Origin of the sequence: Streptomyces pactum, from assembly GCF_016031615.1 — a bacterium.
GTDB classification, from domain to species: Bacteria; Actinomycetota; Actinomycetes; order Streptomycetales; family Streptomycetaceae; genus Streptomyces; species Streptomyces pactus.
In genome coordinates, this window is the sequence record NZ_JACYXC010000001.1 from 2,504,727 (window position 1) to 2,528,934 (window position 24,208).

Sequence of the window (24,208 nt, forward strand, 5' to 3'; positions counted from 1 at the left end):
GCCTACGACCGGTCCCGGCACGCCACCGGCGGCGCCGCGGCCATTCGGCGTAAGGGCCGAAAGCCGTCCGCATAACTTCAGCGGTCCTGGGTAGCCGCGCGGCCATGGCTCGACCACGAGAGAAAGACGGATTCGGAATACGTCGCCGCTCACTGCTGGCCGGCGGTGCGGCGCTGGCGGCGCTGGGCGCGGCCGGGTGCAGCCGGGTGGCCGGCGCCGACGCCAAGGACGGGGGAAATCTGCTGGACCGCCTGCGTTCGCAGGGCACGGTCCGGCTGGGAATCGCGGGGGAGATTCCCTTCGGTTACATCGACAAGGACGGCGAGTTCACCGGGGAGGCGCCGGAGATCGCCAGGGTGATCTTCAAGCGGCTCGGGGTGGAGAACGTCCAGCCGGTGCCGACCGAGTTCGCCTCTCTCATTCCCGGACTGCGCTCGCAGCAGTTCGACGTGGTGTCGGCCGGAATGTACATCAATCCGGAGCGGTGTCAACAGGTGATCTTCGCCGATCCGGACTACAAGATGCTCGACGCGTTCATCGTGGCGAAGGGAAATCCCAAGGATCTCCACACCTATGAGGACATCGTGCGGACCGGCGCCAAGATGGCCAGCGGTACCGCCTACGCGGAGATCGAGTACGCGGTGAACGCCGGCGTCAAGCGCGGCGACATCGCCGTTCTCCCTGATCAGCTCGCCGGACTGCTCGCCGTGGAGCAGGGCCGGGTCGATGTGTTCGCCGGCACCACCGTCACCGTGCACAACGTGGTCGAGCAGACCCGGAGCCGTAAGGCGGAGGCCACCGAGCCCTTCCAGCCGATGGTGGACGGAAAGCCGGACATCGGGGCCGGCGCATTCGCCTTCAGACCCGGGGAGACCGCGCTGCGGGACGCGTTCAACGTGGAACTGCGCAAGATGAAGAAGAGCGGCGAATTGCTGCGCATCATGCGCCCCTTCGGCTTCACCGAGGCCGAGATGACCGATCTGACCGCCGAGGAGCTGTGTAAGCCATGACCGCCGGACTGTGGGAACACTGGCTGCTCCCGGGCATCTGGATCACCGTCCAGCTGACCGTGCTCGGTGCGGCCTTCGCGGCCGTGGTCGCGTTCACCGTCGGTATCGCCCGGACCTCCCGGCTGTGGATCGTCCGCTTTCTCTCCGGGCTCTATGTGGAAATCTTCCGCGGCATCTCGGCACTGGTGCTGATGTTCTGGCTCTTCTTCGTCATGCCCTTGGCATTCGAGATGCAGCTGCTCCCGATGTGGGCGGCGGTCCTGGCACTGGGACTGACGTACGGGGCCTACGGGGCGGAAATCGTGCGCGGCGCGCTCAACGCCGTTCCGGCGGCCCAGCGGGAGGCGGCCGTCGCACTGAGTTTCACCCCCGCGCAGCGCATGCGCCGGGTGCTGGTGCCGCAGGCCGTCCCGGAGATGATCCCGCCCTTCACCAACCTGCTGATCGAGCTGCTGAAGGCCACCTCGCTGGTCTCCGCGGTGAGCGTCGCGGACATCACCTTCGCCGCCCAGCTCTCCCGGCTGGCGACCGGCGAGAGCCTGCAGATCTACGCGATCGTGCTCGCCCTGTACTTCGTGATCGCCTTCGCCCTCACCCGGCTGATGCGGCTGCTGGAGCGGCGGGCCAAGGCGGCCGTCGGCAAGGGCCCGGACCGGCGGGCCGCGGGCGGCCGTCGGCACCTGACCGGTGGTGCCGGTCCGGCCCGGACCCTCGCCGGGGCCGCCGGGACGGCCGGGGCCGCCGGAACCGCGGGGGGTGACCGATGACCTGGGACTGGGACGTCGCGCGCGAGTACCTGCCGGATCTGCTGGAGGGCCTGCTGGTCACCCTGGAGGCGACCGCGCTCGGCTCGCTGCTCTCCTTCGCGCTCGGCCTGGTGTGGGCGATGGCGCTGCGCTCGCCCCGCCGGCTGGTCCGCTGGCCGGTGGCCGGGGTGGTGGAGTTCATCCGCAACACGCCGCTGCTGGTCCAGCTGTTCTTCTTCTACTACGTGCTGCCGACCTGGGACATCACGTTCTCCGCGCTCACCACCGGGGTGATCGCGCTCGGCCTGCACTACTCCACCTACACCGCCGAGGTGTACCGGGCGGGGATCGACGGGGTGCCCCAGGGACAGTGGGAGGCGGCCACCGCGCTCAGCCTCTCCCGGGGCCGCACCTGGTACGCGGTGATCCTGCCGCAGGCCGTCCGCCGCGTCGTACCGGCCCTCGGCAACTACGTCATCGCGATGCTGAAGGACTCCCCGCTGCTCGCGCTGATCGGCGTCGTGGACATGCTGCAGACGGCGCGCGCCGAGGGCGCGTCGTCGTTCCAGTACATCGAGCCCTACACGATGGTCGGCGTCGCCTTCATCCTCATCGCCTACCCGGCTTCCCTGCTGCTGCGAGTCCTGGAGCGACGCCTTGGCCACTGACCAGCCCACCCGACCCGACCACACCGCCGCCCGCCGGCCCGACGGGGCCACCGGCCCGCGGCCCGGCCACGCCACGGCCGCCCGGCCCGGCGGCTCGCCGCTGCCCGCCGGGACGGGCCCGGACACCGGCACCGGGCGGTCCGCCCGCCCGGCCACCGAACGGAACACCATGGACGCCACGGACGAGATCATCCGCTTCGACAAGGTCACCAAGCGCTTCGGCGGGAACACCGTCCTGGACGACCTGTGCTTCTCGGTGGCACCCGGCAAGCACGTCACCCTGATCGGCCCGTCCGGCTCGGGCAAGACCACCATCCTGCGGCTGCTGATGACCCTGACCCGGCCGGACGAGGGGACGATCACGGTGGACGGGGAGTACCTGACCCACGAGGAGAGGCGCGGCAGACTCGTGCCGGCGGGCGAGAAGCACACCCGCGAGGTGCGGAAGAAGATCGGCATGGTCTTCCAGCAGTTCAACCTCTTCCCCAACATGCGGGTGCTGCAGAACGTCACCGAGGCCCCGGTGCACGTGCTGGGCATGGACAAGGACGCCGCCGAGCAGCGGGCCCGGGAGCTGCTGGAGCTGGTGGGGCTCGGCACCAAGTGCAACGACTACCCGACGCGGCTGTCCGGCGGGCAGCAGCAGCGGGTCGCCATCGCCCGCGCCCTGGCGATGCGCCCGCGGGTGCTGCTGCTGGACGAGGTGACCTCCGCGCTCGACCCGGAGCTGGTGGCCGGGGTGCTGGACGTGCTGCGGGACGTCGCCCGGACCACCGACGTCACCATGCTCTGCGTGACCCACGAGATGAACTTCGCCCGCGACATCTCCGACGAAGTACTGATGTTCGACGCCGGCCGGGTGATCGAGAAGGGGACGCCGGAAAAGATCTTCTCCGACCCGGAACAGGACCGCACCCGCGAGTTCCTCAGCGCGGTGCTGTAGGCCGGCCCCTGGTCGCACCACCGGGCGTAGCTTGCCGTTGACATATGCCAAGAGGGTGCGTTCCTGGTTGCAGCCCCGGGACGCGCCCTCAATATGTCCAACACCCGCCCCCGCTGCCCGGGTTGGCCGCTACCGTGGTGGTACACCGGGACCATCCGGGCGGAGGCGGCGGAACCACTCGCCGGCCCGCACCCCCGGTGACGACGCAAGCGGCAACAACCTCTTAGGGGGAACCGTGGCGCTCAAGCCAGAGCCGACCGCGCCGCTCCACTCGGTGCAGTACGCCCTGCGCGTGCTGGAGACAGTCTCCGACCACCCCGGCGGGGTGACCGACGCCCAGATCGCCCGGCGCACCGGACTGCCGGCGGTCCACCTGGCACCGGTGCTGCGTCTGCTGCGCCGCGAGCGCTACGTGGACCAGGTGCTGGACGGCGCCTACGTCGGCGGCGAGGCGCTCGGGCTGCTCGGCGGCGGTCCCGGACGGGCGGCCGCGGTCGAGGACAAGCTCCAGCAGGCGCTCGGCTCGCTGCGCGACTCCGTCGGCGCCGCGGTCTACATCAGCCGCTACATCGACGGCGAGATCAAGATCACCCAGTACGCCGACAGCCCGCGCACCCCCAGGGTGAACGAGTGGTTCGACTTCCGCTCCGCCGGTCACGCGCTGGCGGCCGGCAAGTGCCTGCTCACCCAGCTGGACCACAACAGCCGCCGGGAGCACCTGTCCCGCCACAAGACCGTCCGGCTCACCTCCCGCACCACCACGAACGCGAAGGTGCTGTTCAACAAGTTGGACAGCCACCCCGCGACGGTGCCGGTGCTGGATCTCCAGGAGTACGCGGTGGGCACGGTCTGCGCCGCGGTGCCGCTCACCGCGGGCAAGGCGGTGGGCTGCCTGGCGCTCTCGCTGCCGGTCGAGCACGCCCACCGGCTGCGCCAGGCGGCGAACACGCTCAACCGGGAGGCGGCGCCGGTCCTGCTCTCCCTCGCCATGTGAGCGGCCCGCCGGGTTCCGGCCTTCCGGCGCGCGCCCCGGCCGCCCGGTGCGAATCCCCCGTCCCGGCGGCACCCGGCCCGCCCGGGGCGCATCCCGGGAAGCCGGCACCCGGCTCGCCCGGCAGCACATCCCGGGAAGCCCCGGCGCACCCGGCCCGCGAGCCCGCGTGCCGGGGCTCCCGGGCACTCCGGCCGGCGCCGCCTGGCGCTCCGGCGCGCACCCGGCAGGGGGGTGCGCCGGGGTGGTGCGGAGCACTCCCGGAGAGCAGGTAGTATTTACCCCGTCGAAAGCCGCAGGACGGCGATCGGCAGCCGGCGCCGCTAGCTCAGTTGGTTAGAGCAGCTGACTCTTAATCAGCGGGTCCGGGGTTCGAGTCCCTGGCGGCGCACAGTGTAGGACACCGGTGGGCGTTCCCGATCTTCGGGGGACGCCCACCGGTGTTTTCCGGCCAGAACGCCGCCGGGCGGCTCCCCTTCCGGGCTCCCCCGGCCGTACCGGTGTGCCCCGGCCCGTCAGCCGAGCCGGACGTGCCGCAGGGTGACCACCGGCTGGTCGGCGGCACCGCCGCCGGTCCGGACGGCGACCGCGGCCTGGTAGTCCTCGGGCGCGTCCACATCGGCGATCGCCCAGCCCGCCGGGGTGCGGGAGCCGTCGGGAGCCAGCCCCTCGGCGAGCCCCACGTGGTTGGCGGCGATGCCGCCGGGCAGGCCGGTGCCGATGCCCTTGAGGTACGCCTCCTTCCGCACCCAGCAGCTGAGGAACGCCTCCTCGCGCATCGCCGGCGGCAGCGCGGCGATCGCCGCCTGCTCGTCCGGGTGGAGGTGGCCGGTGAGGTCCGCACCGCCGCGCCGGGTGCGCAGGGTGTCGATGTCCGCGCCGACCACATCGGTGGCCACCGCGTACAGCGCGGCGTCGGCGGCGTGCGACATCGAGAAGTGCAGCCCCGGGACGCCCGCCACCGCGGGCCGCCCGTGCGGCTTGTCGCAGTCGGGCATGCCGCACAGCTCGCGGGTGTACTCCACGGCCGCCGGGTCGACGCCCAGGTAGCCGCCGAGCAGCAGCCGCAGCACCACGTGCGAGGTGACGTAGCGCTCGCGGTGCTCACGGTCGCGGAAGCGGGCGGTGCGCCGGATCTCCTCGGCGTCCAGCGCCCCGTCGAAGGCGGCGGCCGCGCCGGCCGACTCCGGGATCCGCAGCAGCCAGACGGCGACCTCACCGCGGCCGGGCAGATCGCCCGGGGCGGGCAGCGGGGACGCCGGGCCCCAGGGTTCGACGACCGGGCGGACCGGACGGACCGGGCGGACGGAATCGTAGGAACTGACCGGGCTGTTGAACGGCACGACTCCGCTACCCCCGAACCATGTGGCACGACTTTTCCCGTTTTCCCCATGGTGAGCGTAGAGCGGGACCGTACAGATGAACGAGCCCGTACGACGTCAGGAACATGACGGCCCGCCCGGCGGCCCTCCGGCAGCGGGCAGCGGCCCTGCAGGTTGCTGTCAGCCGGAAACCGGCGCCCTCCGCCATGGTGACCTGGGCCACGTTCCGCCCGGGCCGGGACCCTTGCCGTGACCGTCCCGCTACGATCGCGCGGGTCGGAACTCAACCGCCCCGGGGGTCGTGACGGCATGGCGACGGATCGCAAGGACCACCCGGCGGGCCCGCCCGCCCGGTCACCACTGGCCTCGGCCGCCTCGGCGCTGGCGGTGCCGCTGGCCCCGCTGTACGGCGCCTTCCTCTCGTACTTCGTCTTCCACCCGCCGCGCAAGCGGCACCACAAGACCCCCGCCGACGTGGGGATCGCCACCAGTGACGAGGTGGTGGTGCCGGTGGGCCGGAAGCGGCGCGGCATCCACCTGTGGCTCTGTCCGGGCGACCCGGGACGGGTGGTGGTGATGGGCCACGGGCTGGGGCTGAGCAAGTCGGCGAGCCTCGCCCAGGCCGCGCTGCTGCACCGGGCGGGGTACACGGTCGCGCTCTTCGACCACCGGAACCACGGCCGCAGCCTGACCGACCGGGGCTGCTGGAACGTGAGCGAGCGGCACACCGACGACGTGGTGGCGGTCGTCCGCCATCTGCGCGGGCTGCCGGAGTACGCCGCCGCCCGGGTCGCGGTCTACGGGTTCTCCATCTCCACCTTCCCCTCGCTGTACATGCTGCGGCGGGCGGAGGAGTGCCCGGTGGACGCGCTGCTGTTCGACAGCGGTCCGGCCGTGGACCTCCAGCCGCTGTGGCGCAACTTCCTCGCCTCGGGGGCGCTGCCGGTGCCCGGTCCGCTGCGCGGCGGACCGGGGGGCGCGGTGCTGGGGAAGGTGTTCGCCGCGCTGGCGGTGCGGATGCTGCGGGCGTCCTGGCCACCGCCGGTCACCGGGGCCTACCGGGACACCCCGCTGCTCTTCCTCACCGGCGAGCGGGACACGATCATCCCGGCCGACGGGGTGGCGGCGCTGGCGGCGCGCTACCCGCGCGCGGAGCTGCGGGTGCTGCCCGACACCGGCCACCTGCTGGGGGTCAAGACGCACCCGCGGGAGTACGAGGAGGCGGTGCTGGACTTCCTGGGACGGGCCCTGAAGGGCTGACCGGGCGCGGGCCGGCGGCGCCCACCACCGCCGCGACGTACCGGGCGCGGCCGGGGCCGGAGCGCACCCCGCGGGGCCGCGACGGCGACCGCCGGAACCGCACCCGGACGGCTCCGACCGGACCGGCGACCGGCGGACCGGGGCGCACCCCCGCGGGACCGGAACGGACACCGCCGGAACGGACACCGGCGAACGGCACCGCCGGAACGGAATCCGCCCGCACCGGGGCGGAAAGCGGCCTCCCCCGCCCCCGTTATGCGGGGGAGACCGGGCGGAACCCGTGGCAGGGCGTCGGCGGAAGTCCCGGCCATGGGCACGCACCGCCCATGGTCGGTCACCGCGACGACCGCCCCCAGGGCCGTGTCACCATCCTGCCAGGGGACGGCGCGGACCCCCGGCGGAATGCCGGAGACCTGCCGTCCGGGTACCCGGCGAGCTGCCGGGAATATGCCGCCCGGCCGCCCGGCCGCCGGGACGACCGCGGCGGGCGGTCAGTCCTTGATCTCGCAGACCACCGACCCGGCGGTGATGGAGGCGCCGACCTCGGCGGTGAGGCCTTTGACGGTGCCGGCCCGGTGGGCGTTGAGCGGCTGTTCCATCTTCATCGCCTCCAGGACCACGATCAGCTCACCGGCGGCGACCTGCTGGCCCTCCTCCACGGCGACCTTGACGATGGTGCCCTGCATCGGGGAGGCCAGCGCGTCCCCGGACGCCGCGGGACCGGACCGCTTGGCCGCCTTCCGCTTGGGCTTCCGCCCGCCGGCGGCACCGGCCGCGCCCGCGGTGGCCACCCCCAGCGACGCCGGCAGCGACACCTCCAGCCGCTTCCCGCCGACCTCCACCACCACGGTCTCCCGGGCCTGCGCCTCGCCCTCGGCGTCGTCCCCGGCGGGAGCCGCGAACGGCGGGATCTCGTTGACGAACTCGGTCTCGATCCACCGGGTGTGCACGGAGAACGCGCCCTCGGCCGGGGCGAACGCCGGGTCGGTGACCACCGCGCGGTGGAACGGCAGCGCGGTCGCCATGCCCTCCACCCGGAACTCGTTCAGCGCCCGCGCCGCCCGCTGCAGCGCCTGCTGCCGCGTCGCACCGGTCACGATCAGCTTCGCCAGCAGCGAGTCCCACGCCGGGCCGATCACACTGCCCGACTCCACCCCCGCGTCCAGCCGAACCCCCGGACCCGACGGCGGCGCGAACAGCGACACCGTCCCCGGCGCCGGCAGGAAGTTCCGCCCCGGGTCCTCACCGTTGATCCGGAACTCGAAGGAGTGCCCGCGCACCGGCGGATCGTCGTAGCCCAGTTCCTCACCGTCGGCGATCCGGAACATCTCCCGCACCAGGTCGATCCCCGTGACCTCCTCGGTGACCGGGTGCTCGACCTGGAGGCGGGTGTTCACCTCCAGGAAGGAGATGGTGCCGTCCGCGCCGACGAGGAACTCGACGGTGCCGGCGCCGACGTATCCGGCTTCCTTCAGGATGGCCTTGGAGGCGCGGTACAGCTGGGCGTTCTGCTCCTCGGTCAGGAACGGGGCGGGGGCCTCCTCGACCAGCTTCTGGTGACGGCGCTGGAGGGAGCAGTCGCGGGTGGAGACCACCACCACGTTGCCGTGCGTGTCGGCCAGGCACTGGGTCTCCACGTGCCGGGGCTTGTCCAGGTAGCGCTCCACGAAGCACTCACCGCGCCCGAAGGCGGCGACCGCCTCGCGCACCGCGGAGTCGTACAGCTCCGGGACCTCCTCCAGGGTCCGGGCGACCTTCAGCCCGCGCCCACCGCCACCGAACGCGGCCTTGATCGCGATCGGCAGCCCGTGCTCCCGCGCGAACGCCACCACCTCCTCCGCACCCGAGACCGGGTCCGGGGTACCGGCCACCAGCGGCGCACCCGCACGCTGGGCGATGTGCCGGGCGGCGACCTTGTCACCCAGGTCCCGGATCGCCTGCGGCGGCGGACCGATCCAGATCAGCCCCGCGTCCAGCACCCGCTGCGCGAACTCCGCGTTCTCGGAGAGGAACCCGTACCCCGGGTGCACCGCGTCCGCACCCGACTCCGCCGCGGCCGCCAGCACCTTGTCCATGTCCAGATAGCTGGCCGCCGGGGTGTCACCACCCAGCGCGTACGCCTCGTCGGCCGCGCGCACATGCACCGCGTCCCGGTCCGGATCGGCGTACACAGCCACGCTCGCGATCCCGGCATCCCGACAGGCACGGGCAACGCGGACAGCGATTTCGCCACGGTTGGCGATGAGCACCTTGCGCATGCTCTCTACTTCCTTTTTCCGATAGGAACCATCCTTCGCGGACGGTCAGCGGGTGTACGCTCGCCGGCCGGCCCGGCGCCGGCCGGGTCCGCCGGCCGGTCCGCCGGGACCGCCCGGCGGGTCCTAGCTGTAGGGTGCCACCTCCGGCGGGCCCGGCGGATGAACACCACCGGTGCGGCCGCCCGGACTCATCCCAGGGTCCGCTTGAGGAAGTCCAGCACCACGCCCGCGTACGCCTCGGGGTCGGTGCGCAGCCCCAGCAGGTGGCCGGCGCCGGGCAGCACATGGGTCTCCGCCTGCGGGTAGCGGGCGGCGAAGGCGTCCACCGACGAGGGCGGCACCACCGGGTCCAGCTCCCCCGACATGCACAGCAGCGGGACGCGGGCGAACTTGCCGGCGGCCGGCGGCGGCCACTGGTCGGAGGAGGCCCGGGCCATCGCCGGCCCCACCGCGCACAGCACCCCGGTGACCACCGACCGGGCGGGCTCCCCGCGGAGCAGGCCGGGCAGCGGCAGCGACTCCGCCTCCAGGAAGTTCCGCAGCAGCGGCGCCACGTCGTGGCCGGGGCCGCTGTCGCAGACCAGCGCGTCCACCTCGAAGCCGCGGTGGGTCAGCGCCCATATGGAGGAGAAGCAGGAGAAGGAGAAGCCGTACACCGCGAAGCGGGCACGCCGGTAGCCGCGGGCGGCGCGGAGGTGGCCGACGACCGAGACGATGTCGCTGGCGAACCGGTCGCCCAGGCCGCGCCAGGCCGGGTCCTGGCTGCTCTGCCCGTGGTTGCGGTGGTCGAACAGGCAGACGGTGTACCCGGCGTCGTGCAGGAACCGGGCGTGCTCCAGGGAGCGCACCTTGCTCAGCCCGAGGCTGTGCCCGAGGACGACGACCCGGTCGGTCTCCCCCGGGCACAGCCAGGCGTGGATGTACTTCCCCGGCCGGAACCGGATCTTCAGCTCCTGGCTGGGGAGTCCGAAGTCCCGCGGGTGGCCCCGTTCCCGGCTGCGCCTCGGGTGGTACGCAAGATACGCCAGTCTCGCTCCGTACAGCGGAGCCACCGGCAGCGCGGCCAGTGACGCCGCCCGGTTACCCAGCGAGGTATGCCGGGCCGGCTTCGACTCGGGCATCTGCGTCCTCCGTGAGGTGAAGGTGCGTGGCATGGACAACTCGGGTGGGGCTCCGGGGCGCGGCCCGGACTCATGCGTGCCCGGGAATACTCATACCGCACCGGTGCGGGGAGCGACGGTCACCCGCAGCCCCCCGCATGACCCTGCTCACCCGCGCGGGCCGTCAGGAAGTCCGGGCCGCCGCTCTCCGGCTCGGCCGGGCCGGCCGGGGTGCCGCTGCGGGCGCGTACCGCGTCCACGAACGCCGGCAGTCGGTCCAGGCCCCAGAACTTCTCGTACCCGAGGATGAAGAAGGGCACGCCGAAGACGCCGTCCCGGCTCTGGGTGAGCAGCGCCGGCAGCCCCTCCCGCTCCCGCAGCGCCGGGTCGTCGGCCGCGGTGGCCATCCGCTCGGCGGGCAGCCCGAGTTCCTCGGCGAGGCGGGCGACGGTCTTGCGGTCGCAGATGTCCTCGCCCTCCAGCCACCGGGCGCGGTGGACGCGTTCGAGGTACTCCGGTCCCTTGCCGGCCCGGAGCGCCACGAAGTAGGCGTAGTGCGGGACCGACCACTCCGGGTCCTCGTCCACCGGCCAGGTGACCGACAGTCCGCGCTGCCGGGCCAGCCGCCGTACGTCCTGGAGGAGGTACAGGTGCTTGTCCCGGGACATCGCGACGTAGCTGAACGAGCCGCCGGCCTCCCGCAGCGCCCGTTCGTCGCTCTCGTCGGGGTCCCACCAGGGGTGCCACTCCACCGCCCGGGCGACGTCCGGATAGCGGTCCAGCAGGTCCCGGTAGGCGAGCCAGGAGTAGGGACTGCGGAAGTTGAAATAGAAACGTGGCACCTTGGGTGCCCTGGCCCGTCGGCCGGCCATAGCCGTCTCCCCCCTCAGAGAACGATGCCGCCGTCGACCTGGAACACGGCGCCGGTGACATAGTCCGCCCGGACAAGATACGCGACCATGTCCGCGACTTCCTCCGGACGCCCGAAGCGGCGCAGCGGAATGCTCTTGGCGGCGTCCTTGCGGACTTTTTCGGACAGGTTCGCGGTCATGTCGGTCTCGATGAAGCCAGGGGCGACCACGTTGGCGCGGATGCCGTAGCGGCCGACCTCCTTGGCGAGTGATTTGGTGAAGCCGATGATTCCGGCCTTGGACGCGGCGTAGTTGGTCTGGGTGGCGTTGCCGTACACCCCGGCCACCGAGGAGATGTTGACGATGCAGCCGGACTTGCGCTTCATCATCTCGAAGACCACCGCGCGGCAGACGTGGTAGGTACCGTCCAGGTTGACGTCCAGCACCCGGTGCCAGTCCTCGTCCGCCATCAGCAGCAGCGGGTTGTCGCGGGTGATGCCCGCGGAGGTGACCACCACGTCCACCGGGCCGGCTTCCTCCTCGGTGAAGGCGACCAGGTCGCGCACCGAGGAGGCGTCCGAGACATCGGCGCGCCGACCGGTCACCCGGCCGGGGCCGCCGGGGCCCGCCGCCGCACCGCCCGCCTCCCGGGCCTCCTTCTCCAGCGACCGGGCGGCCTCGGAGTCGGAGGCGTAGGCGAAGACCACGTCGTGGCCGTCCCGGGCGAGCCGCAGCACGGTGGCCCGGCCGATGCCGCGGGACCCGCCGGTGACCAGGGCGACCCGTCTGCCGTCGTTGCTGCCGGATGTCCCGGACATGCGCGCTCCCTTCCTCAGCCGTTGTCCCGGTCGGGGGCGGCGCCGGTCAGCTCGGAGGCCGGCCGCATCGCCATCACCAGGCGGCCGACCGTCATCACCACCTCGTCGCCGACCACGCTGTCGCCCTCGAAGATGTACGTCTCGCCGACCACCCGGGAGAGGGTGACGCGGTGTTCCACGACGTCGCCGGGGAGCACCGGGCGGTGGAACTCGATGTCCGCGACGCCGCCCAGGAGCATCGCCTGGCCGGTGGTGACGTCCGGGTTGGGGATGTCGGAGGCGACCAGCGGCCCGGCCACGTGGCCCCAGGACTCCACCAGCACCGGCCACGGGTAGTGGTAGTCCTCGGGCGCGGCGTCGTCCGGGACGTGCGCGTACCAGGGCTCGTTGACGGTGACCGCCTTCAGCCCGCGGGCGCGCTCGCCGGGCACCAGCTCGATGATCCGGTCCACCAGCAGCATGGGGTAGCGGTGCGGCAGCACCTGCTTGAACTCACGGGTACCGAACATCACTGGCCCTTCCGGATCTCGAAGCGGAGCCGGAGCTGGGCCGCCTTGCCGCGCTCGGTGCTCGCGACGGCCTTGCAGCGCCAGGCGCCGGTGTCGGGGAGCTGCTGCCAGCTCAGTTCGGTGGTGACGGTGTCACCGGGGAAGACGGGGCTGACGAAGCGGGTGGACTCGATGGCCGCCAGCTTCCAGGAGCCGTCCTGGCCGGGCAGGGTGTCCAGGGCGCTCTGGTGGACGTACTCCACCAGGCAGATGCCCGGGAAGATCGGGAAGCCCGGGTAGTGGCCGGCCAGCACCTTCTCGGAGGGCTCGACCAGGACGACGGTACGGGCGGGGGTGGTCTCGCTGCCGGGGTCGAGCACCTCGGGGATGCTGTCCACCGGCGTGGCACGGGTGATGGGCACGGTCACTTCTCCAGCTTCTCGGCGATCAGGTCGTGCGCCGCACGCAGGCAGGTGATCTTCTTCAGCTCTTCCTCACCGAGCTTGATGCCGTACTTCTTCTCCAGCACGACCATGACCTCCAGGGCCATGAGGGAATCGACGCCGAGGTCCTCGATGAAGTCGGCGTCGTCGGTGAGCTCCTCCTCGTCCACGTCGAGGACGTCGGCGATCAGGGTGCGCAGGTCGTCGAGGTCGAGGACGGCGGTGGAGTCGGACATGGGTTCTCCTTCTGGTGCGGTGTCACAGGTGGCCCGCGGTCCACGCGCGGGTGGCCGGGGGCCGGCGGGGGTGCCGGGTCCGGGCGCCGGCGGGGGTGCCCGGAGGCGGTCCCGGTGCCGGGGCGGTCCCTGGGTCCCCGGTTCCCGGTCGGGTCCGGTCGGTCCCTGGTCCCGGTCCCGACCGGGAGCGGTACGGGAACGGGGGTGCGGGTCCGGGGTGGTGCCGGGTCCGGGGGCGGCCGGCGGGTCAGTCGGTCGCGGCCGCGACCGCGGCCTCCAGGGCGGCCTGCCCGTCCACCGGGACGGTCTCGGCCTCCTTGGCGATCCGGCGGATCATGCCGCACAGCTGGCGGCCGGGGCCCAGCTCCACGAAGCGGGTGCAGCCCAGTTCGCCGGCGAGGGTGCGCACGCTCTCCTCCCAGCGCACCGGGCTGGTGAGCTGGCGCAGCTCCAGGGCGGGCCAGACGTCGCCGGTGGTGTACGGGCGGGCGTCCACGTTCGCCACCACGGGGGTGTGCTCCGCGCTGAACTCCACCGACTTCAGGGCGCTTTCCAGCTGGTCGGCGGCGGGGGCCATGAGCGGGCTGTGGAAGGCGCCGCCCACCGGGATGCGGATGACCTTGCCGCCGGCCTCGGGGGCGAGTTCGGCGAGCGCCTCCACGCCCTCGGGGGTGCCGGAGACCACCACCGCGCCGGGGGCGTTGATGTTGGCCAGCCAGACGTCCCGCCCCTCGCCGCGGACCCGCTCGGCGAGTTCGCCGGCAGTGGGGGCGTCCATCCGGACCACCGCGGCCATGGTGCCCGGGGCGCCCTCGGCGGCCTCCCGCATCGCCCGGCCGCGGGCGGCGACCAGCCGGGCGGCGTCGGCCAGCGTGACCGCGCCGGCGGCGTAGAGCGCGGTGTACTCGCCCAGGCTGTGCCCGGCGCAGGCGGTGACCTCGGTGAAGAGCTTGGCCTCCCTCGCCTCGTGGTAGGCGATCACCTCGGTGGTGAAGACCGCGATCTGCGCCAGGTCGGTGCGCCTGAGCGTCTCGTCGTCGGCGGTCAGCAGCAGTTCCTGGAGGTCGGTGCCGGTGTACTCGGAGATCTCCGCGACCAGTGACCAGGACGCGGTCTCCCGCCACGTCTCCCCCATGCCGTGCTTCTGGGAGCCCTGTCCCGGAAACACCAGCGCCGTACGGCCGTCCGTCGTCATCTCACTGTCTCCTCGCGCAACTGTCATGGCTGGGGCCCTCCCACCGTCACCGGGTCCGCAGCAGGGCGGCGCCGACGACGCCGTCCCGGTCCACGGAGGTGATCAGGGCGGGACTGCCGGGTTCCGCGTCGCCACGCTCGGCGAGCGCGAGCACCGCGGTGATCTGGAAGGCCGCCGAGGCGGCGCAGGTGTCGCCGATGGACTCGGCCGGGGCCGGCCGCACCGGCGTGTGGTCGCCCAGCAGGGCGTCCAGGGCGGCGCGTTCGGCCTCCCCCTCGGCGCCCGGGGCGTGCGAGGCGGCGACCGCCCACAGCTGGTCGGGGGTGGTGCCGGTGGTCTCCAGCAGCCGCTGGAGGACCTCGGTGAGGACCGGGCCGGCGTCGTCCGGGTCCGCCGCGAAGCCGAACTCCAGCCCCGCCACCTCGGCCAGGCCGCCGCGTCCGTGCGCCGCCGCGGTGGCGGCCGGTTCCATCAGCCAGAACGCGGCGCCCTCGCCGAGCACCGCGGGCGGTCGGCCGGCCGGGCGGGAGTGCCAGTCCAGCCAGGCGCGGGCGGAGGAGAACTCCTCCACGGCGCCGCACAGCACGGTGTCGGCGCGGCCGGCGCGGTGCAGCCGCAGCGCGTACCGCAGGGCGAGCAGGCCGGCGGCCCGGCCGCCGGCGACGGTGGCGTTGGGTCCCTTGAGGCGGTGCCAGATGGCGGAGGCGCCGGTGGCGCAGTTCATCACCGAGTTGGGCACCCGGGCGGGGTCCACGAAGAACGGGCGGCTGCTGGTGAGCGATTCGCGGGTGAGGTCCATGCTGCTCTGGGCGCTGCCGGTGCTGGTGCCCAGCGCCAGGCCGGCGTCCTCGCCGACACCCGGCAGCCGGCCGCCGGTGCCGTCTGCCGCGCCGTCGTCGTCGGTGAGCAGCTGCCGCAGCGCGGTGACCGCCAGCCCGGTGGCCCGGTCCATGGAACGGGTGCCCTTGCGGCCCAGCACCTCCTTGATGCGGAAGTCCGGGACCAGGCAGGCGGTGGGCTGCGGCACGGTCCACTCGGCGGGGTCCACCGGCTGCTCGGTGCGGCGGCCGGCGGCCAGTCCGTCGGCGAAGTCGGCACCGTGCCGGCCCCAGGGTGAGACGGCGGCCCAGGCGGAGATGAGGGGGCCGCCGGTGCGGGTGTCGAAGGCCATGGTGCGGTGTGCTCCTTCGCGGGTGACACGGGGGAGGGGGGTGACGGTCCGGGGGGGGGGCGGCGGGGGTGGGTGGGACCGGCGGGCGCGGTCGGGGTCCGGGCGGAGGCCGGGGCGGCGGCGGGGCCGGCGGGGTCCGCGGCGGTCGGCGGGACGGGCGGGGTCACATGAACCACACCTGGGTGTACGACGGCCAGCTCGCCGCCAGTTCGCCGCCGCCGACGACCCGTACGCCGGGCAGCAGCCGCTCCCGGGCGGTGCGGCCCAGCGACGCCAGGCCGTCCTCCTCGACCAGGACGGTCATCCCGTCGGCGAGCATCCGGGTCAGCGCGGCGCGCGGGTCGGGCAGGGTGTCCAGGGTGCGCGAGCCGATCCGCACCGAGGGCTCGAAGCCGGTGCGCACCGCGTAGCCAACGGCGGTGCCGCGCAGCGCCAGGTCGCACGCACCGCTCTGCCGGTGCAGGTCCTGGACGAAGTTGAGCCCGTCGGCGTACTGCGACTCCACCGCGCCGCGGTAGGCGCGCTCCATCACCACCAGCCAGCGCTCGTCCGGCGTCGGCGCGGTCATCTCAGCACACCCCCAGCGACAGGGTCTTGTCCGCCGCGCGCACGTGGTCGACGAAGCGGAACGGGGACTTCCGGCGGACCTGGGGGATCTGGTCGGCCACCCCCCGGTCGTCGGAGCAGGCGCGGCAGACGTACCAGTGGAGCCGTCCGGGGTGGTCGGCCAGCAGCCCGGCGGCCAGGGCGGCGGTGGAGGGGTAATCGCGCTCCCAGTCGGTGATGTTCCGCGGCTTGCTGTCGCCGTGCCCGGCCCAGGTCAGCCCGGTGGCGTCGCCGCAGGTCCAGATCTGCAGCGACGCGCCGCGCTCCAGCACCGCGGTGGCCAGCCGGAGCGCGGACATCACGTGCTCGTTCCGGTGCGGCGCGGCGAAGACCATCAGCAGCAGGTCGGTGCGGGGGACGGCCATCAGTGCCACACCGCCCGCACCGAGGGTTCCAGCAGCCGGGCGGCGACCCGGTCCATGTCCACCGGCCGCACGGCCGGGTCCAGGTCCGCGGTGGCCAGGGCGCGCTGGGCGACCGAGAAGGCGTCCACCCACAGTTCGGCGCCGAGCGCGCGGAGCCGGCCCAGCTCGGGGCAGGCACCGGACACCGCGGCGAGCACGCCGTTCTCGATCAGCAGCAGCACCACCGGGTGCCCGTCGGAGGCGAGCCGGCGGGCGTCGCCGAGGAAGCGGGTGAAGGCGGCACCGGTCTCCGGTCCGCCGCTCTCGATCAGCAGGTGCGCGGCCGGCCCGGGGGCGCCCCCGGCGGCCGGTCCCGGGGTGTGCTCAGCCACCGGTCACCGCCCGCGCCGGACGGCCGGACCCGCTCCGGCCCGCCTTCCGCGTCCCGGGCCCGCCGGACGCGCGGGTCGCGCCGGGCTCCCCGGGCACGCCGGACCCACCGGACGCACCCGACTTCCGGCCGGCACCGGGACCGCCCGCCGCCCCGGACGCACCGGAAGCACCGGAAACTCCGGAAGCCCCCTCCGCACCGGCAGCCCCGGAAGGCACAGGGGGCTCCCCCGTCGCCCCGGACACACCGGGCGCACCGGGCGCACCGGCAGCCCCGGCGTCCCCGGACGCCCCGGCCCCGCCCGACGCCGCGGCGGCGCGCGGCCCGTCGGCGAACGCCCCGGCGAGGAAGTCCAGCACCCGTCGCCGGTACTCCTCCCGGACGATCCGCAGCCCGTTCATGTGCAGCGCGCCGGAGGCCACCCAGTACTCCGCCCCGGGGTACTGCCGGGCCACCCGCTCCACCTGCTCGGGCGGCACGATGGTGTCCTCGGAGCTGCCGATGAACATCAGCCGGGTGGGCACCGAGGACAGGTCCGGCGGCCAGTCGCGCATCGCCAGCTTGGCCATGCACATGATCTGGAAGACCTGCTGGTAGACGGCGAAGGAGAACGAGCCGCGCAGCTCCTCGGGCAGCTGGCCGCGCCGCAGGCCCGCGAAGTGGCCGAGGCCGCCGCGCACGTCGTACGCCGGTCCGCTGTCGCAGATCACCGCGGCCACCGGGACCTCGGAGCGGGCCGGGACCCACAGCGAGGGCCAGGTGGACAGCGAGAAGCCGAGCAGCGCGATCTCCCCGCCGCCCAGCTCGGGGTCGGCGGCCACCGTCCGCACCACGTCCAGCAGGTCGCTGGTGAAGCGCTCGGCCATGTCGCCCCGGGCCCGGTCGTGGCCGCTCTCGCCGTGGTTGCGCATGTCGTAGGCGAGGACGTGGTAACCGGCCCGGTGGAACATCTCGATGTGGCCCAGCGCCATGGACTTGGTGCGGCCCATGCCGTGACAGGCGATCACCGTGTGCGGGCCCCTGCCCGGCACCACCCAGCCGCGCAGCGGCAGCCCGTCCCGGCTGGTGGTGACGGTGATCTCGCGCATCGGCAGCTTCTTCGCCGCCGGGGTCCGCGGCCGGCCCGGCGGCAGCGGCGGGTGGAACAGCCCGTCCGCGTGCCGCAGCCCCTGCCGCGCCGCGAGCAGCGGCATGACCGGGCGCAGCAGGGCGCCGGCCAGCCGGCGCAGGCCGTCGCCGGGCGCGGCCGGGGACGTGGCGGCGCGGCCCGGCTCCGGTGCCCCGGAGCCGGTGCCCCCCGTGGGTGAACCGGTCATGCTGGTGCTCGTCTTTCCTCGCTCGTCGGCCGGCCCGTCGGCCCGCCAGGTCAGGCCGTCAACATCTCTCCGCCGTCCACCCCGATCACGTTGCCGGTGATCCAGGAGGACTCGGTGCGGGAGAGCAGGACGACCGCCTCGGCGACGTCCTCGGGGCGGGTCAGCCGCTGGTGCGGGTTGACCCGGGTGGCGTACTCGATCATCCGGTCGCTGCCGGGAATGCGCTCCAGGGACGGGGTGACGGTGAGCCCGGCGCGCAGCGCGTTGACCGCGATGCCGGACGGGGCCAGCTCCAGCGCCAGCTGCCGGACGTGGGACTCCAGGGCGCACTTGGCGGCGGAGACCGCGCCGTAGGAGGCGGTCACCTTGGTGTCGCCGGAGCTGGTCATCGCGTAGATCTTGGCGCCGCGCCCGAGGAGTCCGGCGGCCACCAGGTCCTGCGTCCAGTAGACGAGGGAGTGCGCCATCACGTCCAGCGTCATGGCCATCTGCCGGGGCGCGATGCCCGGCCGGCCGTCGGCGGGCAGGAAGGGCACCAGGGTGCCGAAGGCGAGCGAGTGCAGCAGGATGCGGACGCCCTTGCCGCCGGTGAGTTCGGCGATCCGGGGCACCAGCTCCTCGCGGCTGCGCGCGGCGGCGGCGTTGAGGTTGAAGAAGTGGGCCTGGACGCCGCCGGAGCGCAGCTCCTCCTCGGCGACGGCGGCCTTCTCCTGTCCCTCGGCGGTGTCGAAGTGCACCCCGACGATGTTGCCGCCGGCGCGGGCGAGCTCTCGGGCGGTGGCGAGCCCCATACCGCTGGAGACGCCCAGGATGAGGCTCCAGGAGCCTTCGAGGGAGGTGGTCATCGGCTGATCGCTCCTCATCGTCCCGCGTCGGCGGGCTGTTCGGCGGTGGCGGGCCGGCCGGCGGCCCGCTCTTCGGGGGCGGCGGCCGGCTCCCCGGGGGCGGCGGCGGTGGTGACGCAGACGCCGACGTTGCCCTCGGCCGCGGCGGTGACCACCGCGCGGGGGCCGGGGCCGGCGGTGAGCTGCCCGGCGAGCTGCCGCAGCGGGGCCAGGCAGCCGGCGCCGGCGGGCACCGGGCGGGCCCGGTCGCCGAGCGCGGCGGCGACCGCGCGGCCCACCGGGCTGTCGTCGAGCACCGCGGTGACCGGCGCGTCGCCGTCCTCGGGGTGGCCGAGCGCGGCGAGCGCCTCGGCGATCCGGTCCGCGGCGCGCCGGGCGCCGTCCGGCCCGGCGGCGGTCCGCGGCGGCAGGAAGAAGGTGCGGGCCGCGAGCCGGCCCAGGGCGGTGCCGCCGCGGGCCGCCACCGCCTCCGCGCGCTCCAGGACGAGGGCGACTGCGCCGGCCTCGGAGTGCGCGGCGCCGGGCGCGCCCGGCGGCAGGCCGGCCTCGGTGGCGCCGGCCAGCAGCCAGTCGGCGCGGCCCGCGGCCAGCGACCGCACGCCGGTCTCCAGCGCCTCCACCCCGGCGGTGCGGGGGCTGGTGCAGGTGATGTTGAAGCCCTTGAGGGACTGCTCGACGGCGAGCTTGGTGATGTAGGTGTTGATGGAGAAGTACGGGGCGGTCAGCGGGCTCAGGTCGTCCGCGCCGGCCTCCAGGACCGTACGGTCCATCGCCGCGTGCAGCGCCACGGCCGCGCTGTTGGTGCCCACGGTCGCCGCGCGCCGCCGGGGGTCGGTCGCCTCCCGGGCGGCCTCGCCGGGCCCGTCCTGCGCCCGGCGGGCGGCGGCGAGGAAGTACTGGGCGGCGAGCGGCAGGTACTTGTACCCGCGCCGGCCCAGGGCGGTGCGGTGGTCGAACCCCTCGGCCTCGACCACGGCGAGGCCGGTGACGACCAGGTCGGTGGTGTTCCGGTGGTTCACAGCCGGGCCTCCTGAAGAACCAGGGAGATGTTGTTGCCCCCGAAGGCGTAGGCGTTGACCAGCCCGAAGCGGCCCCGGGTGGGCGCGGCCGCGGTCGGCAGCGACACGGTGCACCGGGGGTCCTGCTCGCCGATGTCCACGTTGCCGGGCACCGTGCCGTGGTGGAGCAGCAGGGCGGAGGTGAGGGCGCCGAACGCGCCGGCGGCGGAACCGGTGTGCCCGACGAGCGCCTTGAGGTTGTACACCGGGGTGGTGGTGCCGCCCAGCACGGTGGCCAGGGTCTCGCTCTCCACCACGTCGTTGAGTTCGGTGCCGGTGCCGTGCGGGACGACGAAGGCCACGTCCGAGGGGGCGGCGCCGGCCTCCTCCAGTGCCTGCCGCATGCCGCGCCCGATCTCCGCCCCGGTGGGTTCGGGGGCGGTGGCGTGGTAGGCGTCGCAGCTCCAGCCGGAGCCGGCCAGCGCGGCGTACGCCCGGGGGGCGCCGCGGCGGCGGGCGTGCTCGGCGGACTCCACGACCATGACCGCGGCGCCCTCGCCGAAGAGCGTGCCGCGCCGGCCGGTGGCGAACGGCCGGCAGCGTTCGGGGTCCATGGCGCCCAGCCGGTTGAAGCAGGCCATGGCCACCCGGGAGCACGCCTCGGTGCCGCCGACGATCACCACGTCGGCCTCGCCGGACCGGATCTGGTCGGCGGCCACGGTGAGCGCGTAGCCGCTGGCCGAGCAGGCGTTGCTGATGCTGGTGCTGGGCCCCTCGGCGCCGAACCAGCCGGCCACCACGGCGGCGGCTGGGAAGGCGGGCGCCCAGCGGTCGGTGCCGGCCGGGCCGGCCGGGCGCCAGCCCTCGTGCAGGTCGGCGTCGCCCATGCCGGTGCTGACGGAGACCGCGACCCGGGCCGGGTCGAGCGCGGCGAGCGAGTCGGCGCCGGCGTCGGCGACGGCCTGCCGGGCGGCCTCCAGGGCGAACTGGGAGCCGCGGCCCAGCGGCAGCCCGTCCTGCTCCGCCGGGCCGGCCGGCAGGTCCTCGTCGGGCACCAGGTACATCGACGGGTGGGGCATGTCGGCGTTCGGGGCCGGGATGCGCCGGGGCGCGCTGCGGGCGGCGTGCAGGCCCTTCCAGTACGCCTCGACCCCGGAGCCGAGGCAGGACAGCACACCGAGCCCGGTGATCACCACGTCGTCCATCAGGCGTTCCCCGTGCTCCCGGCGGTGCCGTGCAGGGCGTCCAGCACCCGCTGGTCGAAGGGGACCAGCGACCAGTCGCGGCGGCCGGTGATCTCCGCGTAGCCGTGCGTGACGGTGCCGGACTGGACCAGGCGGAGCCGGCCGTCGCGGACCACGTAGTTGTCCATCCGCGAGGTGTAGGTGAGGTCCTTGAAGACCTGCTCCACCGTGTAGACGGTGTACAGGTCCTCCTCCATCAGCGCCTCGTCGAGGATGCGGACCGCCGAGGCCGGGCAGGCCGGGATCCACTTCCGTTCGTCCAGCAGGGTCTTGATGGAGATGCCGCGGTCGCGGACGAACCGGTCCTTGGCCTCCTCCATCAGCCGCAGGTACCCGGAGAGCTGGAGCCGCTCGGTGAAGTGGCAGTAGGGGTAGGTGATGTGCCACTTCCAGGCGTAGGCGTTGCGGCCTTGCGTGAGCGCGGCGAGCACCGCCGCCTCGTCGCCGCCGGCGGCCAGCGCCCGCTCGGCGGCCGCGGTCTGCTCCGGGGCCGGGTCGGCCACCGGCGGCAGGTCCGCGCCCAGCCGGTCCACGGTGAACGGCCGCAGCGGCCCGGGGGTCTCGGGGGCGGCCTCCACCGTGGCGTCGGTGCGCAGGCTCAGCCGCACCTTGGAGGTGGCGGCCTTCAGGACGCCGCCGCCGCGGTCCACCCGCAGCGTCACCTTGAAGGTGAGGGCGTCCTCGGTCTGGCCGCGGAAGCGGGCCGGCGCGACCTCCGCCTCCACCTGGTCGTCGAGGTGGAAGGCGTGCAGGATGCGGGTGTCCATGCCGGTGAACTCGCAGGCCAGCCCGTACTCGGCGTACAGCTGCCGGGAGGAGAGCCCGGCCCGGTCGAAGTGGACCAGCACGGCCTCCTCGACCAGGTAGTTGATGTGCTTGAAGCCGATCCAGGTGCAGATGTTGGAGCCCTCGAAGCGCGGCCGGAGGCGCACCACGGTGGTGTCACCGAGCAGAGACTTCAGTCCTGTGGACGGGTCAACAGCAGCGGTCATCAGTTGTGCTCCATCGCTGAAAGGGGTGCGTCCGGCCGGGGCCGGGCGGTGACGGTGCCGAGGAAGCCGTTGACGGCTTCGGCGAAGGCGTCGGCGCGCTCCACCATCGGGAAGTGGCCGACGCCGGGGATGACGCGGACGTGGGCGTCGGGCAGCGCCCGTCCCAGTTCGGCCGCCTCGGCGGGGTCGGAGGCGAAGTCCTCGGCCCCGGCCAGCAGCTGGACGGGCAGGCGCAGCTCGCCGACGGGCAGCCGCGGGGTGTTCAGGTACAGGTCGAAGAAGCGCATCCAGCCGTAGGGGCCGATCCGGTCGCGGACCTTCAGCGCCATGTCGCGCTGGACGCTCTCCTCCAGCCGGCCGCCGGAGCTGACCCGCAGCCCGTCGGCGAGGATGCGGTCGAAGTCGTTGAGGTAGTACGCCAGCGTGTCCCAGTCGAACCGCTGCTCGTCGGCCCGGTAGAAGGGCGAGACGAGCACCGCGCCGCGCAGCCCCCTCGCGCCCGGGCCGGCGGTGCCGGCGCCCGGCCGGGGGGAGGCGAGCCAGGACAGCAGGGCGCTGGCGCCGAAGGAGTGGCCGGCCACCACGTCCGGGTGGTGCGGCAGGGCGGCGACGGCCCGGTCGATCCACTCCTCGGCGGGGCGGTCGGGCCAGCCGGGCACCCCGGCGCCGCGCCAGGGCAGTTCGGCGGTCCACACCTCGCAGCCGGGGTCGGCGCGCTCCACGTAGCGGTCCCACAGCGCGGCGCTGCCGGCCAGTCCGTGCACCAGCAGCAGCCGGACCGGCTCGCCGCCGGTGAGTGCGGTGCGGGCGCGGCGCACCACCACGGCTTCCTTGGGTCCGGGGATCACGGCGCTCCGTACGGTTCGACGAGGATGCCGGCGACGCCGTCGGTGGTGTCGTCACCGCAGGTGACCAGTGCCCGGCCGGTGCCGCCGGCGGCGATCCAGCCGGTGGCGGCGGCGCACTGGAGCACCCCGAGGGCGCCGGAGGCCAGGCCGAAGGCCCGGGTCAGGTCGTGCCGGGGCACGGCCGGGTCCACCGGTACCGGGTGCGGGGCGCCCGGGTCCGTTCCGGCGGTGTCCGGGCCCGTGGTGTCCGGCCCGGCCGGGTCCCGGTACCGCTCGGGGGTGAACCAGACGCCGGGCGCGGCTCGGTCGTCCGTGCCGGACAGCAGGGTCTCCACGCAGCGGCCGAGGCCGGCCCGGCGCTCGTAGCGGCCGAGGACGGCGACCGGGGTGACGCCGCGCCGCCGGGCGCCGGCGGTGGTCTCCAGCACCAGGGCGACGGCCCCGTCGAGCAGCTCGGCGGGGTCGGTGCCGAGCAGGCCGCCGACGATGTCGTTGCGGGACTCGGTGCCGATGACCAGCACCTGTCCCGCCCGGCCGGCGGCGATCAGGCCGGCGCCGAAGTGCACGGCGTCCACCCCGGAGGTGGGTCCGTTGCACAGCATCAGGTTGGGGCCGCGCAGCCCGAAGCGGAGGGCGACGGAGGAGGCGACGACGTTGCTGGAGGCGTTGGGCGTGGACATCGGGCTGATCCGGTCCGCGCCCTGCTCGGTGATCTCGGCGGCGACCCGGCAGACCGTGTCGAGGTTGCCGAGGTTGGAGCTGGCGACCACCCCGACGGTGTGGCCGGGGACGGCCAGTTCCTCGTCGGCGGCCCCGATCAGCCGGGCGTCGCGCAGGCCGTGCACCGCCGCGCAGAGCGCCAGCTGGGTGGCGCGGTCCTTGTAGCGGTGGCCGCGGCGGCCGATGACGGCGCCGGTGTCGTACGGCTCGGGGCCGGCCGGTCCGGTGCCCAGCAGCCCGGCGGGGCCGTCGGCGCCGGGCAGCGCCAGCCCCACGCCGGTGACGGCGATCCGCACCGGGCCGGCGCCGCCGGTTCCGCGGGCGGACGTGCGGTCGTCCCCGACCGGGCCGCCGGGGGTCGCGCCTGCGCTCACCCGGTTGTCCTCCGTGTCGTTCATGGCGGT

General features: G+C 74.2%; 26 protein-coding genes and 1 tRNA gene. 7 read left to right on the forward strand and 20 right to left on the reverse strand.

What is annotated here, in order from left to right; all coding sequences use genetic code 11:
• Positions 1–104: 104 nt before the first annotated feature.
• The 6 genes from ehuB to IHE55_RS09675 all read left to right on the forward strand — a co-directional run bounded on the left by ehuB (position 105) and on the right by IHE55_RS09675 (position 4,749).
• Complete coding sequence (gene ehuB, locus IHE55_RS09650; protein WP_197988652.1) at positions 105–1,010, forward strand: ectoine/hydroxyectoine ABC transporter substrate-binding protein EhuB; 906 nt, start codon at positions 105–107, stop codon at positions 1,008–1,010.
• Positions 1,007–1,777, forward strand: coding sequence for an ectoine/hydroxyectoine ABC transporter permease subunit EhuC (gene ehuC, locus IHE55_RS09655; RefSeq protein ID WP_197988653.1), 771 nt, complete (start codon positions 1,007–1,009; stop codon positions 1,775–1,777). The genes ehuB and ehuC overlap by 4 nt, the downstream gene beginning before the upstream one ends.
• Complete coding sequence (ehuD, locus tag IHE55_RS09660; RefSeq protein ID WP_197988654.1) at positions 1,774–2,424, forward strand: ectoine/hydroxyectoine ABC transporter permease subunit EhuD; 651 nt, start codon at positions 1,774–1,776, stop codon at positions 2,422–2,424. Before ehuC ends, ehuD begins: the two co-directional genes overlap by 4 nt.
• A 169-nt stretch (positions 2,425–2,593) precedes the next feature.
• Positions 2,594–3,367, forward strand: coding sequence for an ectoine/hydroxyectoine ABC transporter ATP-binding protein EhuA (gene ehuA, locus IHE55_RS09665; protein WP_197991902.1), 774 nt, complete (start codon positions 2,594–2,596; stop codon positions 3,365–3,367).
• Positions 3,368–3,602: 235 nt separating this feature from the next.
• Complete coding sequence (locus IHE55_RS09670; RefSeq protein WP_197988655.1) at positions 3,603–4,361, forward strand: IclR family transcriptional regulator domain-containing protein; 759 nt, start codon at positions 3,603–3,605, stop codon at positions 4,359–4,361.
• Positions 4,362–4,675: 314 nt separating this feature from the next.
• Positions 4,676–4,749: transfer RNA gene (locus tag IHE55_RS09675), tRNA-Lys, on the forward strand.
• Positions 4,750–4,873: 124 nt separating this feature from the next.
• Here IHE55_RS09675 and IHE55_RS09680 read toward each other — a convergent pair.
• Entirely contained in the window at positions 4,874–5,701 is an 828-nt protein-coding gene (locus IHE55_RS09680; RefSeq protein ID WP_197988656.1) for a 4'-phosphopantetheinyl transferase family protein, read from the reverse strand.
• 288 nt (positions 5,702–5,989) lie between these two features.
• Between IHE55_RS09680 and IHE55_RS09685 the strand changes: the two genes are divergently transcribed.
• Positions 5,990–6,940: an alpha/beta hydrolase gene (locus IHE55_RS09685; protein ID WP_197988657.1), complete on the forward strand. Its 951-nt coding sequence runs from the start codon at positions 5,990–5,992 to the stop codon at positions 6,938–6,940.
• Positions 6,941–7,431: 491 nt separating this feature from the next.
• Here the strand turns inward: IHE55_RS09685 and IHE55_RS09690 are convergent, their stop codons facing one another.
• The 19 genes from IHE55_RS09690 to IHE55_RS09780 form a co-directional block, all read right to left on the reverse strand.
• A complete protein-coding gene (locus tag IHE55_RS09690) occupies positions 7,432–9,198 on the reverse strand; it encodes an acetyl/propionyl/methylcrotonyl-CoA carboxylase subunit alpha (RefSeq protein ID WP_197988658.1) in 1,767 nt (588 codons plus the stop codon).
• A 188-nt stretch (positions 9,199–9,386) separates the two neighbouring features.
• Positions 9,387–10,319, reverse strand: a complete 933-nt coding sequence (locus tag IHE55_RS09695) for an alpha/beta hydrolase (RefSeq protein ID WP_197988659.1) — start codon at positions 10,317–10,319, stop codon at positions 9,387–9,389.
• Between the two features lie 119 nt (positions 10,320–10,438).
• Positions 10,439–11,170, reverse strand: a complete 732-nt coding sequence (locus IHE55_RS09700) for a 2-hydroxychromene-2-carboxylate isomerase (protein WP_197988660.1) — start codon at positions 11,168–11,170, stop codon at positions 10,439–10,441.
• Positions 11,171–11,184: 14 nt separating this feature from the next.
• Positions 11,185–11,967, reverse strand: a complete 783-nt coding sequence (fabG, locus tag IHE55_RS09705) for a 3-oxoacyl-[acyl-carrier-protein] reductase (RefSeq protein ID WP_197988661.1) — start codon at positions 11,965–11,967, stop codon at positions 11,185–11,187.
• A gap of 14 nt (positions 11,968–11,981) precedes the next feature.
• Positions 11,982–12,476 (reverse strand): 3-hydroxyacyl-ACP dehydratase FabZ family protein, encoded by a 495-nt coding sequence (locus IHE55_RS09710; protein ID WP_197988662.1) that lies wholly within the window; start codon positions 12,474–12,476, stop codon positions 11,982–11,984.
• Positions 12,476–12,877, reverse strand: coding sequence for a 3-hydroxyacyl-ACP dehydratase FabZ family protein (locus IHE55_RS09715; RefSeq protein ID WP_197988663.1), 402 nt, complete (start codon positions 12,875–12,877; stop codon positions 12,476–12,478). The genes IHE55_RS09710 and IHE55_RS09715 overlap by 1 nt, the downstream gene beginning before the upstream one ends.
• A gap of 2 nt (positions 12,878–12,879) precedes the next feature.
• On the reverse strand, positions 12,880–13,134 hold the full coding sequence (locus tag IHE55_RS09720; RefSeq protein ID WP_197988664.1) for an acyl carrier protein: 255 nt from the start codon (positions 13,132–13,134) through the stop codon (positions 12,880–12,882).
• Positions 13,135–13,381: 247 nt separating this feature from the next.
• A complete protein-coding gene (locus IHE55_RS09725) occupies positions 13,382–14,329 on the reverse strand; it encodes an ACP S-malonyltransferase (RefSeq protein WP_197988665.1) in 948 nt (315 codons plus the stop codon).
• 46 nt (positions 14,330–14,375) lie between these two features.
• A complete protein-coding gene (locus IHE55_RS09730) occupies positions 14,376–15,500 on the reverse strand; it encodes a beta-ketoacyl synthase N-terminal-like domain-containing protein (RefSeq protein WP_197988666.1) in 1,125 nt (374 codons plus the stop codon).
• A gap of 163 nt (positions 15,501–15,663) precedes the next feature.
• Entirely contained in the window at positions 15,664–16,068 is a 405-nt protein-coding gene (locus IHE55_RS09735; RefSeq protein WP_197988667.1) for a hypothetical protein, read from the reverse strand.
• 1 nt (position 16,069) lies between these two features.
• Positions 16,070–16,471: a hypothetical protein gene (locus tag IHE55_RS09740; RefSeq protein ID WP_197988668.1), complete on the reverse strand. Its 402-nt coding sequence runs from the start codon at positions 16,469–16,471 to the stop codon at positions 16,070–16,072.
• On the reverse strand, positions 16,471–16,842 hold the full coding sequence (locus tag IHE55_RS09745) for a hypothetical protein (RefSeq protein WP_197988669.1): 372 nt from the start codon (positions 16,840–16,842) through the stop codon (positions 16,471–16,473). Before IHE55_RS09745 ends, IHE55_RS09740 begins: the two co-directional genes overlap by 1 nt.
• Complete coding sequence (locus IHE55_RS09750; protein ID WP_232265506.1) at positions 16,835–18,157, reverse strand: alpha/beta hydrolase; 1,323 nt, start codon at positions 18,155–18,157, stop codon at positions 16,835–16,837. The genes IHE55_RS09745 and IHE55_RS09750 overlap by 8 nt, the downstream gene beginning before the upstream one ends.
• A gap of 50 nt (positions 18,158–18,207) precedes the next feature.
• Positions 18,208–19,002: an SDR family oxidoreductase gene (locus tag IHE55_RS09755; protein WP_197988670.1), complete on the reverse strand. Its 795-nt coding sequence runs from the start codon at positions 19,000–19,002 to the stop codon at positions 18,208–18,210.
• A gap of 14 nt (positions 19,003–19,016) precedes the next feature.
• Positions 19,017–20,021 carry a beta-ketoacyl synthase N-terminal-like domain-containing protein gene (locus IHE55_RS09760; RefSeq protein WP_197988671.1) on the reverse strand — a complete coding sequence of 335 codons (1,005 nt, stop codon included), beginning with the start codon at positions 20,019–20,021 and terminating at the stop codon, positions 19,017–19,019.
• Complete coding sequence (locus IHE55_RS09765; RefSeq protein ID WP_197988672.1) at positions 20,018–21,205, reverse strand: beta-ketoacyl-[acyl-carrier-protein] synthase family protein; 1,188 nt, start codon at positions 21,203–21,205, stop codon at positions 20,018–20,020. The genes IHE55_RS09760 and IHE55_RS09765 overlap by 4 nt, the downstream gene beginning before the upstream one ends.
• Positions 21,205–22,236, reverse strand: a complete 1,032-nt coding sequence (locus tag IHE55_RS09770) for a hypothetical protein (RefSeq protein WP_197988673.1) — start codon at positions 22,234–22,236, stop codon at positions 21,205–21,207. The genes IHE55_RS09765 and IHE55_RS09770 overlap by 1 nt, the downstream gene beginning before the upstream one ends.
• Entirely contained in the window at positions 22,236–23,084 is an 849-nt protein-coding gene (locus tag IHE55_RS09775; RefSeq protein ID WP_197988674.1) for an alpha/beta fold hydrolase, read from the reverse strand. The genes IHE55_RS09770 and IHE55_RS09775 overlap by 1 nt, the downstream gene beginning before the upstream one ends.
• Positions 23,081–24,202, reverse strand: coding sequence for a beta-ketoacyl synthase N-terminal-like domain-containing protein (locus IHE55_RS09780; RefSeq protein ID WP_197988675.1), 1,122 nt, complete (start codon positions 24,200–24,202; stop codon positions 23,081–23,083). The genes IHE55_RS09775 and IHE55_RS09780 overlap by 4 nt, the downstream gene beginning before the upstream one ends.
• Positions 24,203–24,208 lie beyond the last annotated feature (6 nt).